Source organism: Arthrobacter sp. MW3 TE3886 (assembly GCF_041262145.1).
Lineage (GTDB): Bacteria > Actinomycetota > Actinomycetes > Actinomycetales > Micrococcaceae > Arthrobacter.
In genome coordinates, this window is record NZ_JBGCAN010000001.1 from 1505491 (window position 1) to 1521934 (window position 16444).

At 69.6% G+C, this 16444-nt stretch carries 12 protein-coding genes; 7 read left to right on the forward strand and 5 right to left on the reverse strand.

The window, feature by feature from the left end; genetic code table 11:
* Nucleotides 1-50: 50 nt before the first annotated feature.
* Nucleotides 51-602 carry a metallopeptidase family protein gene (locus tag ABH915_RS06880; RefSeq protein WP_370119257.1) on the reverse strand — a complete coding sequence of 184 codons (552 nt, stop codon included), beginning with the start codon at nucleotides 600-602 and terminating at the stop codon, nucleotides 51-53.
* Between the two features lie 144 nt (nucleotides 603-746).
* Between ABH915_RS06880 and ABH915_RS06885 the strand changes: the two genes are divergently transcribed.
* From ABH915_RS06885 to ABH915_RS06905, 5 genes are all read left to right on the forward strand, one after another.
* The gene (locus tag ABH915_RS06885) at nucleotides 747-1136 is read left to right on the forward strand and encodes a DUF3499 domain-containing protein (RefSeq protein WP_026537763.1); all 390 of its coding nucleotides are present in this window, start codon (nucleotides 747-749) and stop codon (nucleotides 1134-1136) included.
* Between the two features lie 93 nt (nucleotides 1137-1229).
* A complete protein-coding gene (locus ABH915_RS06890) occupies nucleotides 1230-1478 on the forward strand; it encodes a hypothetical protein (protein WP_370119261.1) in 249 nt (82 codons plus the stop codon).
* A gap of 129 nt (nucleotides 1479-1607) precedes the next feature.
* Nucleotides 1608-3095 carry an adenosylhomocysteinase gene (gene ahcY / locus ABH915_RS06895; protein ID WP_018774678.1) on the forward strand — a complete coding sequence of 496 codons (1488 nt, stop codon included), beginning with the start codon at nucleotides 1608-1610 and terminating at the stop codon, nucleotides 3093-3095.
* Between the two features lie 158 nt (nucleotides 3096-3253).
* Complete coding sequence (locus tag ABH915_RS06900) at nucleotides 3254-4480, forward strand: Ig-like domain-containing protein (protein WP_370119265.1); 1227 nt, start codon at nucleotides 3254-3256, stop codon at nucleotides 4478-4480.
* A 112-nt stretch (nucleotides 4481-4592) separates the two neighbouring features.
* The gene (locus tag ABH915_RS06905; protein ID WP_370119268.1) at nucleotides 4593-5885 is read left to right on the forward strand and encodes a TIGR01906 family membrane protein; all 1293 of its coding nucleotides are present in this window, start codon (nucleotides 4593-4595) and stop codon (nucleotides 5883-5885) included.
* A gap of 19 nt (nucleotides 5886-5904) precedes the next feature.
* On the opposite strand, the gene ABH915_RS06910 is transcribed toward ABH915_RS06905, so the two are convergent.
* Both ABH915_RS06910 and ABH915_RS06915 read right to left on the reverse strand, forming a co-directional pair.
* The gene (locus tag ABH915_RS06910) at nucleotides 5905-7734 is read right to left on the reverse strand and encodes a long-chain fatty acid--CoA ligase (protein WP_370119270.1); all 1830 of its coding nucleotides are present in this window, start codon (nucleotides 7732-7734) and stop codon (nucleotides 5905-5907) included.
* 61 nt (nucleotides 7735-7795) lie between these two features.
* A complete protein-coding gene (locus tag ABH915_RS06915) occupies nucleotides 7796-9553 on the reverse strand; it encodes a dolichyl-phosphate-mannose--protein mannosyltransferase (protein WP_370119272.1) in 1758 nt (585 codons plus the stop codon).
* A 156-nt stretch (nucleotides 9554-9709) separates the two neighbouring features.
* On the opposite strand from ABH915_RS06915, the gene rsmI reads away from it, so the two are divergent.
* Nucleotides 9710-10531, forward strand: a complete 822-nt coding sequence (gene rsmI, locus ABH915_RS06920; protein WP_370124956.1) for a 16S rRNA (cytidine(1402)-2'-O)-methyltransferase — start codon at nucleotides 9710-9712, stop codon at nucleotides 10529-10531.
* A 319-nt stretch (nucleotides 10532-10850) separates the two neighbouring features.
* Nucleotides 10851-12350 carry an NAD-dependent succinate-semialdehyde dehydrogenase gene (locus ABH915_RS06925; protein WP_370119275.1) on the forward strand — a complete coding sequence of 500 codons (1500 nt, stop codon included), beginning with the start codon at nucleotides 10851-10853 and terminating at the stop codon, nucleotides 12348-12350.
* Nucleotides 12351-12359: 9 nt separating this feature from the next.
* Here the strand turns inward: ABH915_RS06925 and ABH915_RS06930 are convergent, their stop codons facing one another.
* Together ABH915_RS06930 and ABH915_RS06935 are read right to left on the reverse strand one after the other, a co-directional pair.
* Entirely contained in the window at nucleotides 12360-14909 is a 2550-nt protein-coding gene (locus ABH915_RS06930) for a DUF3488 and DUF4129 domain-containing transglutaminase family protein (RefSeq protein ID WP_370119282.1), read from the reverse strand.
* Entirely contained in the window at nucleotides 14906-16435 is a 1530-nt protein-coding gene (locus ABH915_RS06935) for a DUF58 domain-containing protein (RefSeq protein ID WP_370119285.1), read from the reverse strand. Before ABH915_RS06935 ends, ABH915_RS06930 begins: the two co-directional genes overlap by 4 nt.
* Nucleotides 16436-16444 lie beyond the last annotated feature (9 nt).

Consider the following 16444-nt stretch of genomic DNA (forward strand, 5'->3'; position numbering starts at 1 on the left):
CTACTAGGGCTACTAGGGCTACTAGGGCAGGACGTCGGGCGAGGCTCCGGCTAATACCGGCGGCGATAGACGGGGTCGAGGGACTCCGGGGGTACGCCGAGCATTTCGGCGGTGTATTCCACGACGACGTCGTGCACGAGGTCCTGCAGCTCGTCCCGGGTTCCGCACGCCTGCTCCACAACCCGGCGGTACAGCGTGATGACCGGTCCGTCCTCGGCCGTCGCGGCCGTGAAGGCGCCCATCGGCGCGGGCGTGCGGTCCGCCACGAGCTGCTCCAGGCCCGGGGGGATCTCGTCGACGGCGAAACGGACGCCGTCGAGCGGCTTGCCCCAGATGTCGTGCAGCCGCTGGGCTGAGTCCAGGACGAAGTCATCGAAGCGGTCGGAACGGGTCCGGTACCCGGGCAGGGTGGGGAGCATGAGCTCGCCGCGAAGGCCCCGGCCGTGCCGGTTCCTGCGGCGCTGCCGGAAGCTCTTTCCCTGGACAGTGGCGGGCGACCCGGCCAGAGGCGCGCCGGCGGGGCCGGAACCGGCGCCTGTGCGTCCGGCGTCGGGGTCAGCCAACCGGACCGTGAAACCCGAATCGTGGTGCGATGACTGCATATCTTGACTCTAAACCCGCGCAATGAAATACGCGATACAGCCCCGACGGCGATCCGCCGCCGCGCCGCCGCGGCCCCGCCGCGGCAGAACCACAGACGTTTCAATGCACAGCCCCCGGTCCGAGGGGGAGTAGTCTGTGATGTCGTGGGTGCAATTCGTATTTGTTCTAGGTCTGCCTGCCGCAATTCTGCGGTGGCCACTTTGACGTACGTCTACGCCGACTCCACAGCCGTCCTGGGCCCGCTGGCGACGTACGCCGAACCGCACTGCTACGACTTGTGCGAACAGCACGCGGACTCGCTGACCGTGCCGCGCGGCTGGGAAGTCATGCGGCTGGCGATGCCCGCGACCCCGGCCGGCCCCGGCCCCGACGACCTCCTGGCCCTCGCCAACGCAGTCCGCGAGGCGGCCTCCCGTCCGGCTGCGGCGGAAACGGCGAAGGGGCAGCGCACGCTGCACCCGGCGCTGGAAGCCCCGGCCCCGGCCGAGGGCGCCCGGCGCGGACATCTGCGCGTCCTGCGCGAACCTTCCTAAGGCGCCAACTGGCGGTAGGGTGGAAACTGCAAAAAGCCGTCAGCCACTTAGCCACCGGCGCCCTGTTGCGGCGCCCATCAGGGAGCGTTCACCATGCCCAAGCTCAGTTCCGAACTGTTGTCTGTCCTGCGATGCCCCGTCACCGGCTCCGGCCTGGTGCAGGAAGGCGACGAGCTCGTCACCGTCACGGCAGATGGCGCCGGAAACAAGCTGCGGTACAAGATCGAGGACGGCATCCCGCTGCTGCTGCCGCCGGAACTGCTGCCCGCCGCTGCGGCCGCAGCCGCTGATCAGCACGACGCCGGCCCGCACACCGCCGCCCCGCGCCACGCCGCCGAATAGCGGCCCGCAAGATCGCTGCCGGGCACCCATCGGGGAGGCCCGCGGCACCGAATGACTGCTTAGATACTTCTGAATCCAGAATCACCAGCTCCAGGCACGCAATGCCACCGGCCACAACAAAGGATGCACATGACTTTCGATTACAAGATTGCGGACATTTCCCTGGCCGAGGCGGGCCGCCACCAGATCCGCCTCGCCGAGCACGAGATGCCCGGACTCATGTCCCTGCGCGAGGAGTTCGGCGCCAGCCAGCCGCTCAAGGGCGCCCGGATCGCCGGATCGCTGCACATGACAGTCCAGACCGCGGTACTGATCGAGACCCTGACCGCCCTCGGCGCCGAAGTCCGCTGGGCCTCCTGCAACATCTTCTCCACCCAGGATGAAGCCGCCGCCGCAGTGGTGGTCGGCAACGGCACCGTCGAGGACCCCCAGGGCGTCCCCGTCTTCGCGTGGAAGGGCGAGACGCTGGAGGAGTACTGGTGGACCGCCCAGCAGATCCTCACCTGGCCGGGCGCCGACGCCAACCCTGAGCTGGGTCCGAACATGATCCTGGACGACGGCGGCGACGCCACCATGCTGGTGCACAAGGGTGTCGACTTCGAGGCCGCCGGCGCCGTCCCCGCCGCCGCCGAGGACGAGTCCGAGGAAGGCCGGGTGTTCCTGGACGTGCTGCGCGCCTCCCTCGAGGCCGACCCGCAGAAATGGACCCGCATCGGCGCCCTCCTGCTTGGCGTCACCGAGGAGACCACCACGGGCGTGCACCGCCTGTACCAGCTGGCGGAGCAGGGCAAGCTGCTCTTCCCGGCCATCAACGTCAACGACTCTGTCACCAAGAGCAAGTTCGACAACAAGTACGGCATCCGCCACTCCCTGCCGGACGGCATCAACCGCGCCACCGACGTCCTGATGGGCGGCAAGGTCGCCGTCGTCTGCGGTTACGGCGACGTGGGCAAGGGCGCAGCGGAGGCCTTCCGCGGCCAGGGTTCGCGCGTGATCGTCACGGAGATCGACCCCATCTGCGCGCTTCAGGCAGCCATGGACGGCTACCAGGTCGCCAAGCTGGAATCCGTCCTCAGCGAAGGCCACATCTTCATCACCACGACCGGCAACAAGGACGTCATCATGGCCGAGCACATGGCCGCGATGCGTGACAAGGCGATCGTGGGCAACATCGGCCACTTCGACAATGAGATCGACATGGCCGGCCTGGCGCGGGTCCCCGGCATCAAGAAGGTCGAGATCAAGCCCCAGGTGCACGAGTGGGTCTTCGAAGCAGACCCGGCCACGGGAAAGGGCAGCCGGTCCATCATCGTCCTGTCCGAAGGCCGCCTGCTGAACCTGGGCAACGCCACCGGACACCCCTCGTTCGTCATGAGCAACTCCTTCGCCAACCAGACGATCGCCCAGATTGAACTGTTCACGAAGGCCGGCCAGCCCGAGGGCGAGCGTGAATACGAGAACCAGGTGTACGTCCTGCCCAAGATCCTGGACGAGAAGGTCGCCCGCCTGCACCTGGGTGCCCTCGACGTGGAGCTGACCGAGCTGTCCAAGGAGCAGGCCGAGTACCTGGACGTCGACGTGGCCGGACCGTACAAGCCCGGTCACTACCGCTACTAGGAAACCCTCCCAGAGGGCCCCGGACGAAGGTCCGGGGCCCTTTGTTGTGACCGTTTTGGGGGCACTTTTGTAACCGGATCGTGGTCGAATCTGGCCGGGGTTCCAAGGTAATTCGCTTATGCTGGCAAGATGACGTGTGGAAACGCCCGGGTCCTGTGATGGCCCTGAAGACCTGGAGCACCGGCCGAAAGATCGCCCTGCTGGGGGTGCTCTGCGCCCTGGCAGCCGGCGGCGGAGCCTTCGCCGCGGCGGCTCCGGGGCTGGCCCAGTCCGGGATTTCCTCTGAGGCCGGGTCCCCGGCCCGGACGACGCCGGGACTCGCCGTCCCGGTGGTGGCGCCCGCGGAACTGGCCGTCACGCCCACCGACGGCGCCAAGCAAGTCAACCCTGCGGCGCCGGTTTCCCTCAAGGTCACGAACGGCCGGATTGACCGGGTGGCCCTGACGAGCGACGGCGGCGACACCGTCGACGGCACCTTGGGGCCGGACGGGTCCGCCTGGACGTCTTCCGGCCACCTGACGTTCAACACGCGGTACAACTTCACCTACTCCGTGGTGGACGACGCGGGACGCGAGACCCACAGCACGCGCGCGTTCACCACCGTCTCCACCGCCAACGAGGCCGACGCCGCCATTTACCCCCTGGACGGGATGAAGGTGGGTGTGGCCCAGCCCCTGCAGATCACCTTCAGCGAGCCGGTCCTGAACCGGAACGCCGTCGAAAAGGCCATCAAGATCACCTCGACGTCCGGCCAGGTGGGTGATTTCCACTGGTTCAACAACAACACTGTCAGGTACCGGCCAGAGGCCTTCTGGGCCGCGAACAGCACCATCACCATGGATATGAAGCTGTTCGGCGTCGAGCTCGGCAACGGGCAGGTCGGCAACTTCAACAAGACGGTAACGGTCCACATCGGGGACAAGAAGGTGGCCGTTGCCGACGCCAAGGCCCATACGTTCTCGGTCAGCGTCAACGACAAGCCGGCCGGGCGTTGGCCGGCGACCATGGGCGACACCCGGTTCCCGTCGGCACGGGGCTTCCTGGTGTTCATGGAGAAGCACCGTGTGGAGCACATGGATGCCTCCACGATCGGGCTCAAGCCGGGGGACCCGGCCTACTACGGACAGCTTGACGTCAACTACGCCACACGCCTGACGCCCAGCGGGGAATTCATCCACCAGGCCACGGAGTCCGCGATGCCCTACATCGGCAAGTTGAACCTTTCCCACGGCTGCATCGGCCTGGGCCCGGACGGCGCGAAGTGGGTCTTTGACAATATGACCACCGGCGACGTCGTCCAGGTGGTGAACACCGAGGGGGAGTACGCCAACTTCGATGACGGTTTCGGGGACTGGAACATCCCTTGGGCCCAATACGCCAACTGACGGGGTGGCACCTCGCTGAGCCCAATCCTCTGACGGTAGGCTCAGAGCCAGATAAGTTGCGCAGCCGGGCGCAGGCCGGGCAGCGCAGAAGCCTACGGAAGCGAAGCTCCACGTGACTGACAAGAGTCCCACCCCTCCCGACCGTCCGGATCCGCACCTGGACCCGTCGGACGACACCGACGAGCCGGCGTTCGACTGGATGAAGCCGGCCTCCGCCGGCAAGCCCACGGCCGGCAGTCCGGCAGGTTCAGCCGCAGCAGCGGGCCCGGCAGCCGGCCCGGCAGGTTCAGCTGCACCAGCGGGCACGGCAGCGCCGTCGGAAGCGACCACCGCCGGCCAGCCGGAGAGCCGTGCCGACCGCAAGGCGGCCGAGGCCGCCGCCACAGGCCAGACGAACGGTGGCCAGACGAATGCCGCCCCGTCGAATGCTGCCCAGCCGGATGCTGTCCCCTCGGATTCCCTCACGGATGACGACGAGCGCGGGGCAGGAGCCGGTGCATCAGCCGGCGCACGTCCGGACTCCGCCGCCGAGGACGAAGTCGAACGCCGCAACGCCGAACGCCGGACTGCCGAACGCGAGCAGGCGGCCAAGGCCAAGCCCGTCCTCCCGCGGGTGCTTCAGGTGCTGCTCGCCGTGTTCTACCCGGTCATCCTGCTGGTGCTCGCCGTCCGCGCCGTGACCAGCCCGCTGTTCCTCTGGGTGGAATACAACCGTCCGGGCTTCCCCGGTGACGGCTACGGCTTCAGCGCCGATGACCGCATGACCTACGGTTCCTACGCGGTGGACTACCTCAGCAACTGGTCTGGCCCCCGCTACCTCGGCGACCTTGTGGACCAAAGCGGGGAGCGGCTGTTCAAGGACGGCGAAGTCAGCCACATGGCCGACGTCAAGGCCGTGATCCTGTCCACTTTCGGCGCCGGTACCCTGCTGATCCTGCTGGGCCTGGCTGCCGTGATCTACCTCAAGCGGCGCCACAGCGGGGGAGTCCGCCGCGGCCTGTTCGCCGGCTCGCTCGTCACCCTTGCGCTCATCATCGGCCTCGGGACCCTCGCCGTGCTCGGCTGGGAGCAGTTCTTCACCGATTTCCACCGTATTTTCTTCGCCAACGGGACCTGGACCTTTACGCTTCAGGACACCCTGATCCGGCTTTTCCCGGGCCAGTTCTGGATGGACGCCGGGATTGCGATCGGGAGCCTCGTGCTGCTTGCGGCCCTGGTCACCCTTGTCCTGACCTGGCCCACGCGCCGGCGCCGCGGCCTTGGCAAGAAGGCTGCCAGCACGGCCAAGGGCACGGACCCTGATGCAGGCGCCGGCACTGACGCCACCGCCGAGGCTGCGCCCGCGGCGGACGGAACAGCCGGCAGCGACGCAGAGGGCGGGGCGCGCACCCGGCACACCGTCTGACGACGGGCCAGTTGCCAGGTCAGCCGTAGATGCGGTTGATGTGCTGTTCGTAGTCCCGCACGACGGCGGCCCGCTTGAGTTTGAGCGAGGGGGTCAGGTGCCCTGATTCCACGGTGAAGTCGGCGTCCAGGATGACGAAGCTGCGGATGGACTCGGCCTTGGAGACCGTGAGGTTCGCCGCATCGATGGCTTCCTGGATTGCGGCCCGGACCGTCTGGTCCGCGGCGGCTTCGGCCGGCGCCATGACGGGCACCTTCCGGGCCGTGCACCAGTTGCGCAGTCCTTCCGTGTCCAGGTTGACCAGTGCCGAGACGAAGGGCCGGCCGTCGCCAACCACCACGGCCTGGCCGACCAGCTGGTGCTCCCGGATCTTCTCCTCGAGCGGGCCCGGGGCGACATTCTTGCCGCCGGCCGTGACCAGCAGGTCCTTCTTCCGGCCCGTGATGGTCAGGAATCCGTCCTCGTCGAGGGAGCCGAGGTCACCGGTCCGGAAGAAACCGTCCACGAACGCCTCAGCGTTGGCGGCCTCGTTGGCGTGGTAGCCCTTGAAGACTCCGATGCCCTTGACCAGGATCTCGCCGTCGTCGGCCACCCGGACCGTGGTGCCCGGCACCGGGATGCCGACTGTGCCCACCTTGGTCCGTGCCGGGGTGTTGGCCGTGCAGGGCGCCGTGGTTTCGGTCAGGCCGTAGCCTTCCAGGACGGGGATGCCCGCGCCGCGGAAAAAATGGGCGTCGTTGGAGCTCAGCGGGCTGGCGCCGGAGACCGTGTACCGCAGCTGGCCGCCGAAGGCCTGCCGGAGCCGGGGGTACAGGAGCCGGTCGAAGACTGCGTGCCGGGCACGCAGGAGCAGCCCTGGGCCCGTGCCGTTGCCCCGGGCGGCGGCGTCGAGGGCCTTGGAGTAGTCGATCGCGGCCGCCGCTGCGGCCGTGAATACCCGGTCCTTGCCGGCGGCGGCAGCCTTCTGCTCGGCTCCGGCGTAGACCTTTTCGAAGATCCGCGGGACCACCAGCAGGAAGGTGGGTTTGAAGCTGGCCAGGTCTTCCAGCAGCTCCTTGGCGCTGGCAGTGTGGCCGAGGGTGGATCCGGCGCTCAGGCAGACCACCTGCACCGCCCGGGCCAGGACGTGTGCCAGGGGCAGGAACATCAGCGTCCGGGAACGCGGCTGCATGAGGAGTTCAGGCAGGAACAGGACGATGTTCTTGGCCACCAGGGCAAAGTTGGCGTGGGTGATCTCGCAGCCCTTGGGCTTGCCGGTGGTGCCCGAGGTGTAGACCAGCGACGCAACATCCGCCAGGGAGGCGGCGGTGCGGTGGCGTTCCAGCTCGGCGTCCGTCACCCCGGCGCCGGCCGCGGCCAGGCTCGCCAGGTTCGGTGCGGCGCCGTCGTGCTCCATCCGCACGACGGCGACAAGCCGGTCGCCGAGGACGGTGGAGGCGTCCAGGACGCCCTGGACGAGGGCGGCCCTGGCGTGGTCCTCGACAAACACCCGCCGGGCCCCCGAATCATGGAGAATCCACTCGACCTGGGCCGCGGAGGAGGTCTCGTAGATCGGGACGGTGACGCCGCCGGCGAACCAGATGGCAAAGTCCACCACCGTCCACTCGTACCGGGTGGCGGACATGACCGCGACGGTTTCGCCCGGCGTGAGTCCGCCGGCGATCAGGCCCTTGGCCAGGGCCGTGACCTGCTCCAGGAAGTGTTGGACGGAGACATCGGTCCAGCCGCCGGGGCCCTTGCGGGAGTAGAGGGCGTGCACGGGATCCTTCGCGTGCTGCTCCAGGAGCAGGTCGGTCACGTTGCTCTCCGGGTCCAGCTCCACGAGCAGTCCGGTGCTTGCTTCTCTCACAGCCGAGTCTCCATTTCCTGGTCCGCCCGGAGGTCGGCGGACATTCCCCTGCAATCCTGCCCTAGATCCAGGACGGCATCCACATCCGGATACGCCAGTCCTGGTACGGGATCACCTCGGCCGTCCAGACCGGGTAGAAGAACGCGGACACCAGCACGGCCGCCACCACGAACAGCGCCACCAGGTAGAACCCGGACCGCCGGCGCCAGAGGGGATCGCCGCGCTGGCCGAGCACCAGCCCCAGGCAATAGACGAGCGCCAGCACCAGGAACGGTTCAAAGGACACGGCGTAGAAGAAGAAGGTGGTGCGCTCCGGGTACAGGAACCAGGGGAGATACCCTGCGGCCACTCCGGCCAGGACGGCGCCGGCGCGCCAGTCGCGGCGGCCCGCCCACCAGAACAGCAGGACGCCCAGGCTCACGGCCGCGCTCCACCAGATCAGCGGGTTGCCGACGGAGAGGATGGCGGTGGTGCAGTTCGTCAGTTCGCACCCCGGCGTGCCCTGCCCGGGGGATTCGTAGAAGAAGGACGTGGGCCGGCCCATGACCAGCCAGCTCCAGGCGCTGGCCTCGTAGGGGTGGTCGGCACTGAGGCCCTGGTGGAACTTGTAGGCCTCCAGGTGGTAATGCGCCAGGGAACGGACGGCGTTCGGCAGCCAGCCCCACTCGGCCGAGGGGTTGGTCTCGGCCCAGTGCCTGAAGTAGGCGTCCGTGGAACGGAACCAGCCGGTCCATGTGGCGCCGTAGACCAGTGCGGCCACCGGAACGATGCTGAGGAACGCAGGGACGCCGTCCTTGAGGATGCCGCCGCTGATCCAGGCGTGCACTCCGGCTATGCGCCGTGCACTGAGGTCCCAGAAGACGGTCAGCAGGCCGAATCCGGCCAGAAAGAACAGGGCGGACCATTTCGTGCCGACCGCCAGGCCCAGGCAGACGCCCGCCGCGAGGCGCCACCACCGGATGCCGAGCCAGGGCCCGGAGGTGAGCTGCAGCGCCGAGGGCCGCCCCGTGGCGGAGGCCGCGGCCTGCCGGCCGAGCCGGGCTGCCAGCCGCCTCCGGCCGTCGTCGCGGTCCATCAGCAGGGCCCCGAACGCGGCGAGGATCCAGAACATGAGGAAGATGTCCAGCAGCGAGGTCCGGGACATGACCAGGTGGTGGCCGTCCACGGCGAGCAGGACGCCGGCCGCAGCACCCAGGGTGAGCGAGCGGAAGAGCTTTTGCGCGATCAGGGCCAGCAGGAGGATGGACAGCGTCCCCGTCAGGGCCGCACCGAACCGCCAGCCGAAGGGGTTGTCCGCCCCGAACAGCCACATGCCCGCGGCGATCATCCACTTGCCGACCGGCGGGTGGACCACGTACTCCGGCGTGTTCAGGAGCATGCCGGGGTTGCCGGCGATGAAGGAGTCGTTCGCCCGGTCCGGCCAACTGCGCTCGTACCCGCTGACCAGGAAGGAGTACGCGTCTTTGACATAGTACGTTTCGTCAAAGACCAGGTTGCGCGGCGTGTCCAGCCGGACGAACCGCAGCACGCCGCCCAGCGCGGCGGTCAGGACGGGAATGAGCCAGTACCAGAGCCGAAGCGACGCCGGGTAGTCCCGCCAGGTCTGGAGGCCGCCGATCAGGCGTTCCCTGAGGGCCTCCGGGGTGTTGGACTCGGCGGGGCGGCCGATCCAGCGGTGCCCTTCAAGGTTGCGGCCGGTGCTGACGCGGCCCCGGTCCTGGCCGCCGGCCCGGCCGTGGGGACGGCCAGGGCCTGACGTCGGCGAGGCATCAGGGCCGGTCTCGGGCTGCCGCGTGGGGGTCTGGGTCACGTTGCCCATGCTACCGTTCGCAGCTGTGCTCGCAGGGCTCCGCCCCGGCGGCAGTAGGCTGGTCCTGTGGACCACGAACCCAGCACCTCCCGCCTTCCTTCCCTCGATCCTCTCCTCGACGGCGATGCCGTCGCCGGCGTTCCCGCCCCTGGCGGCCCAGGCAGGATCGTCCTGGCGGCGACGCCGATCGGGAATACCGGTGATGCCTCGGCGCGGCTGGTGGAGTTGCTCGCGACGGCGGACATCGTCGCCGCGGAGGACACCCGGCGGCTGCACCGCCTCGTGCAGAGCCTCGGCGTCACCGTGGCCGGCCGGATCATCAGCTATCACGAGCACAATGAGGCAGCCAAGACAGCTGACCTGCTGGACCAGGTCCGGTCCGGAAAGACCCTCGTGATGGTGACCGACGCCGGCATGCCCTCCGTCTCTGATCCGGGGTTCCGGCTGGTCGAAGGCGCCGTGGCGGCCGGCCTCACCGTCACCGCGGCGCCGGGACCCTCCGCCGTGCTGACCGCCCTGGCCCTGTCGGGCCTGCCCACGGACCGCTTTTGTTTCGAGGGTTTCCTGCCGCGCAAGGCCGGGGAACGCTCCTCGCGGCTGGCGGATCTCGACGCCGAGCGGCGCACCATGGTGTTCTTCGAGGCGCCGCACCGGCTGGAACCCATGCTCAGGGCCCTGCGCGAAAGCTTTGGCGCGGACCGCCGGGCCGCCGTCTGCCGTGAACTCACCAAGACCTATGAAGAGGTCATCCGCGGGACCCTGCGCGAACTGCTCGAATGGGCCGAGTCCAGCGAGGTGCGCGGCGAAATTGCCGTGGTGGTGGGCGGCGCTCCGGAACGCGAACCCGGCCGTCCCGAGGACCACGTGGCTGCCGTCAACGGGCTGATAGCCCAGGGCATCCGGCTGAAGGAGGCCGTCGCCGCAGTGGCCGATGACGCGAAGGTCAGCAAGCGCGAACTGTATGCCGCGGTCCTCGCCGCGCGCTGAGCCGCCTGCCGTTTCAGGTGGCGGGTGCCGGGCGCTGTTTCAGGTGGCGGGTGCCGGGCGGCGGGTTTCCACGCGTCGGCGGGCTTCAGCGGCCGGCTGGAACCGGACTCCGGGCTCACGCAGATCGGTTGTGCAGCTGCACAGCATATTCTGGATCGGGTAGTGCGCAGATGCATAGACTTGCCAGTGAGCGCGGCAGTACCGTGGCAGTAATCCAGACGCCCGTGCCTGCCTGTGGGAACGAGCGCCTACACCGAAAACTAATTCAAAAGACTTGTGCCCAAACTAGTTGAACCGAATTGCTGACGAGGGAGTCATTGTGACTGTAACTGCCCAGCCTATTGTTTCCGCGGAGCGGGAGAGCGCCCTGCTGGCGTCCGTTCCGACGGGCCTGCTGATCAACGGCGAGTGGCGTCCGGCCGCGTCCGGGAAGACCTTCGACGTGGAGGACCCCGCGACCGGGAAGGTCCTGCTCAGCATCGCCGACGCAGGTCCCGAGGACGGCAAGGCGGCCTTGGACGCCGCCGCGGCCGCGCAGGAGTCCTGGGCCAAGGTCCCGGCGCGGGAACGCGGCGAGATCCTGCGCCGCGCCTTCGAGCTGGTGACCGAACGGGCCGAAGACTTCGCCCTGTTGATGACCCTGGAGATGGGCAAGCCGCTGGCCGAGGCCCGTGGCGAGGTCACCTACGGCGCCGAGTTCCTGCGCTGGTTCTCCGAGGAGGCCGTCCGTGCGTTCGGCCGCTACTCGGTCTCCCCGGACGGCAAGTCCCGGCTGCTGGTGACCAAGAAGCCGGTGGGCCCGTGCCTGCTGATCACGCCGTGGAACTTCCCCCTGGCGATGGCGACCCGCAAGATCGCCCCGGCCGTCGCGGCCGGCTGCACGATGGTGCTCAAGTCCGCCAACCTGACCCCGCTGACCTCCCAGCTGTTCGCGGCCGTGATGGTCGAGGCCGGCCTGCCCGCCGGTGTCCTGAACGTCATCCCGACCTCCACCGCCGGCGCCACCACGGGTCCGCTGATCAAGGACCAGCGCCTGCGGAAGCTGTCCTTCACCGGTTCCACCGAGGTCGGCCGCCGGCTGCTGGCCGATGCGTCCGAGACGGTGCTGCGGACCTCGATGGAACTCGGCGGGAACGCCCCGTTCGTGGTCTTCGGGGACGCCGACATCGACGCCGCCGTCGCCGGGGCCATGCTGGCGAAGCTGCGGAACATGGGCGAGGCCTGCACCGCGGCGAACCGGTTCATCGTGCACGAGTCCGTCGCGGCCGAGTTCGCGAAGAAGTTCGCCGCGAAGATGGCGGACATGACCACGGCCCGGGGCACCGAGGCCGAGTCCAAGGTCGGCCCGCTGATCGATGCCAAGAGCCGGGACAAGGTCCACGAACTCGTCACCGACGCCGTGAACTCCGGCGCGGTCGCCGTGACCGGCGGCTCCGCCGTCGAGGGCCCGGGCTACTTCTACAAGCCCACGATCCTCACCGGCGTGAGCGAGGGCAGCCGGATCCTGTCCGAGGAAATCTTCGGACCCGTCGCCCCGATCATCACCTTCGACACCGAGGACGAGGCCGTCCGGCTCGCGAACAACACCGAGTACGGCCTGGTCGCGTACGTCTTCACCCGGGACCTGAACCGGGGCATCCGGATGGGCGAACGGCTCGAAACCGGCATGCTGGGCCTGAACGCCGGCGTGGTCTCCAACGCGGCCGCCCCGTTCGGCGGCGTCAAGCAGTCCGGCCTGGGCCGCGAAGGCGGCCTCGAGGGCATCGAGGAATACCTCTACACCCAGTACATCGGCATCGCCGACCCCTACGCAGGCTAGCCACACACGCTAGCGGCGGCGCACCCGGCGGACGGAGTTGCGGATCTTCCCCCAGGATCCCGCAAACCCCCGCCGGGTGCGTTGTGCTGTCCGGGAGAGGATCCCGCGGGGCAGCTGCAGGGACCGTCGCCAGCCGGACATGACCGACGGCGGCAGCCAGGCCGCGCGCAGCCGGACCAGGAATCCCGCGTTGGCGCGCAGTGAGGCCTGCACCAGGGCGACCCTGGCCGCGGCGGAGTCGGCAAGACCCTCGGCGTCTGCGGCGTCTGCGGAGCCTGCGTTCCGCGCCGGACCGGCGGCGCCGCCCGGGCGGCCGTACTGCTCACGTTCAAAGTCCTCGGTCAGGGCGGCCGCGGCCCGCTGGCCGGGCCCGTCCGCAACGCCGGGTTCCGCCATGGCCTCCGAGGCGCGCAACCGCTCGGAGAAATGCCGCGGCGTCTCGCTCGCTCCGGGCGCCATTCCGTAGTCCGTGGCCAGATCCCGCAGTTCCGCCCAGGCCGGCAGGGCCGTCCCGCCCGTGGCGCCGGGATAGCCGCGGTCCGCGGTCCTCAGCCTGCGCCGCCGCACGCCGCTGCGCACCAGCCGGGGGGAGGCCACCAGCAGCGCCAGCAGCAGCACCGCGGCAACGCCGTACAGCACCTGTGCTGCCTGCGCCCCGCCGGGCGCCGCCGTGCCCGCTCCCGGCACTGGGACCGGGACGGGGACGGGGAACGGTGCCTGGGTGGAGCCGTCCCCGGGGGTCAGGGCGTCGTTGCGATCATTGGTGCTGGCACCACTGGGCGCGGAGGCATCCGTGGCGTACGCCGGAACGACGCCGCGGGACGGTGTCGGCTCAAACGCGACCCAGCCGATGCCCTGGAAGTAGAGTTCCGGCCAGGCGTGGGCGTCCCGGGCATCGACCTCGAATTCCGGAAGGGGACCCTGGCCCGAGACCGCCACTGTGGCCCCCGTGGGGCGCCCCGGCGCGTAGCCCACGGCGATCCTGCTCGGAATGCCCTCCAGCCTGGCCATCACGGCCATGGCGGAGGCGAAGTGAATGCAGTAGCCGCTCTTCTGGGTCAGGAAGTCCGCCAGCACGGACAGGCCGTTGCCGTCGTAGCCGCCCTGCACGGGGGACTGCAGGGAGTAGCTGAACTCGGTGGAGCGCAGGTACCTCTGGATGGCCATGGCCCGCGCATACGGCGAGTTGGCACCCGCCGTCACCGTGTTGGCCGTGCTGCGCACAACCTCCGGAACATTCGACGGTTCCCGGAGGAACTGCTCGGGGACACCGCGCACCGGCCCGGAAGCACCCGCCAGCAGTGCTGCCGTGAGCTGGGGAGTGACGGACGAGACCACGTATTGCTGGTCGCGGGAATTTGTGTCCACCCCCTTGATGCTCAGCGTGGCAGGATCCCAGCTCCAGCGACCCGAGAGGCCGTTGACAGCTTCCGGCGCATACGGTGCCGGCAGGTAGGGGCTCGTGTACTGGCCGGTGTTGACAGCCGTAAGCACGCGGATCTCGGCCGGGGCGGCCTCATGCCCGGCCTCGATCCTGCCGGTTCCCGGTTGCCGGCTTGACTCCCGGTCATCGGGTGACCAGGAATCGCCGTCAAAGTTGTCCACCGTCACCGAGCGCAGGTACGGCGTCGTCGGCGCGTTCGTGGCGAAGGTGATCCGGCCCTCGCCGGAAGGGCTGCGCAGGCTGTTGCCCAGGCTGATCATCGGATTCAGGCCGGTGGCGCCGCCGAACGGGTTCAGCCGCGAGCCCTGCGGGAACGTGCCCTGATCGAAACCCGGGATGACCAGCTGCAGCACCAGCGTGAGGGTCAGCGCCGCGACGGCAGTGACCGCGCCGCGCCGAAGCTGGCCGGGGTTGCGGGCGGTGTCGGCCAGCGTGCGGGTATCCGGCGTGTACCAATGGCTGCACCCGAGGATCAACAGGTACCCGACGGCGGCGCCCACGAACCCCAGCACCCCCACGCTTTGCGGCTTGACCATGGCCGGCACCACGAGGATTGCCAGGATCCCCATCCCGCTCGTGGCCGGCAGTGCCAGCGGGAACGCCAGGGCATCGATCAGGATCACCAGCAGCCCGAGGACCGCGCAGATCAGCATGACGATTCCGGCGTTGGGGGCCACCGGGGTGCTCTCGGCCAGGACCGTCTCGCTGGCCCGCCGGAGGAACTTCCCCAGGTAGTTCATGGTCTCCGCGGACGGGATGAACCCCGCAATGCTGTGCTGCCGGAAGAAAATGAAGGTCACGGCCACGATCAGCGTCCCCAGGCCGCCGACGGTCACCAGCCAGGGCCGGGCACGCAGGGACCGGAGCACCGCGAGGGAGAACGCAACGGAGAGGACCGTACTGAATACCGGGGAGTACCAGGCCCACCCACGCAGAACGCCGTTGAATCCGAGGGCCGCGCCCGCGACGGCCACCGCGACGGCGGCCGCCATCACCCAGGGCTGGGCGCCGCGTGTGTCCGGCCGGGACGCTGCGCCGGAGGGCAGGACTGTCGGTTCTTCCGTGCCGGTCGTGCCTGTGCCGGATCCGTGGCTGCGCTGCGGGGCGAGCGTCATGGCCGGCCTCCCACGCCGCGGCGGACGTCAGCCGCGGCGGACATCGCCGTATCTGCCCGGTCGAAGGCTGCCCAGGCGTCAGGCAGCGGGCTCTGGGCGGATACCGCCAGGGCCCGCCATCCGCCCCGCCGCAGCGCCTCCAGCACCTCGGGCATTTCGCCGGAATCCTGTGCATGGTCCGTGACCAGCAGCGCGAAGGCGTTCGCGCCGAACCCGGCGGCCGGGGACAGCGCCCGGGCCTCGGCCGGGGTCAGGCCGCCCAGGACTGCCAGGACCGGTCCCCGCAGCCGGTGGGCGGAGAGTTTGTCCATCAGGGTGTCGTCGAAGGCCTGCGGGGCATTCCCGGTGCCCGCCGCGGCCCCGGACCGGAATCCGCCCGGCGCGGAGGATCCGGTGTTGGTTCCCGCCGCGGCCTCCTGCGGGCGGGCCTGGGGGCGGGGCGCCGTGCGGTCACGGTGCGGGTGCGTGTGGAGCGGGCCGGAAAGCTCGATGGCGGCCAGGCTTTCGGCGATGGACTGCAGCCCGGCCGTTCCGGTATATTCCTCGGCTTCCGGGTCGGGAGCGGACGGCGAATTCCGGAAGGCGGGCGCACCCGCGGTGTCCAGGAACCGCAGCGAGTAGTTGCGTTCCGCGAGGTGCGCCCCGATCGACATCGCCGCCGTGACAGCCCATTCGAAGGCATCAGAGGTCAGCAGGTCATGGCCGTCCCCCTCCCCGCTCCCAGGGTGGCCGCCGGAGGAATGGGCACTGTGGCCGAACACACCGTGGGGGTAGGCCGAGAGCCGCTGGTCCAGGATGATGGTCGCCTCGGGGGTGGTGACGGATTCCTCCTGCCGCACCATGAGGGCCCCGTGGCGGGCGGTCGCGGCCCAGTGCACCCGGCGCAGCGGATCCCCGTGGCGGTATTCGCGGGTCATGACGTCGTCGTCGCTGGGGTTGGCGCGGGCCCGCGTGGGTGTGACACCGTCGTGTCCGCGGGCACCGGCCAGCCCCGTCTCCGGGAGCTCGATGGCGGCGGGCGTCACGGTGAGGAGGTCGCCGTCGTCAATCGCGTGGCGGTGGAAGGAGAGCCCGAAGGGATCGCTGAATTCCGCCGTGACGGGCCCGATCAGGAACTGGCCGCGCCTGGCCGAGCGGAGGTGGTACTCATAGCGGCTGGTGCCGCCGGCGGCCGCACGGGCCGGGAACCGGAAGACGGGCGATTCGCCGAACCGGGCCGGCAGGTGTTCCTCCATGACCGCGTGGCCTGCACCGGCCCCGGTCCGCGCGACGGCCAGCCGTACCGTGGCACGCGCAGACGTTTCAACCGGCGACGGGCTGAATTCGCGGTAGACCCGGAACCTTGGCTTCAGGACCCGGGTTCCGGCCAGGGCCAGCAGCGGCAGCACCAGCAGCAGGACGGCCAGTGCCAGCAGGTCCCGGCGCCCCATGATCTGCGCGGCTAGCAGCGACACCGCACCCGCGCCGAGCAGGCCCCAGCCGCGGCTGCTGAAGAAGTGCCCGGGGAACCGATCGCTCAATGCCACGGCGGATCC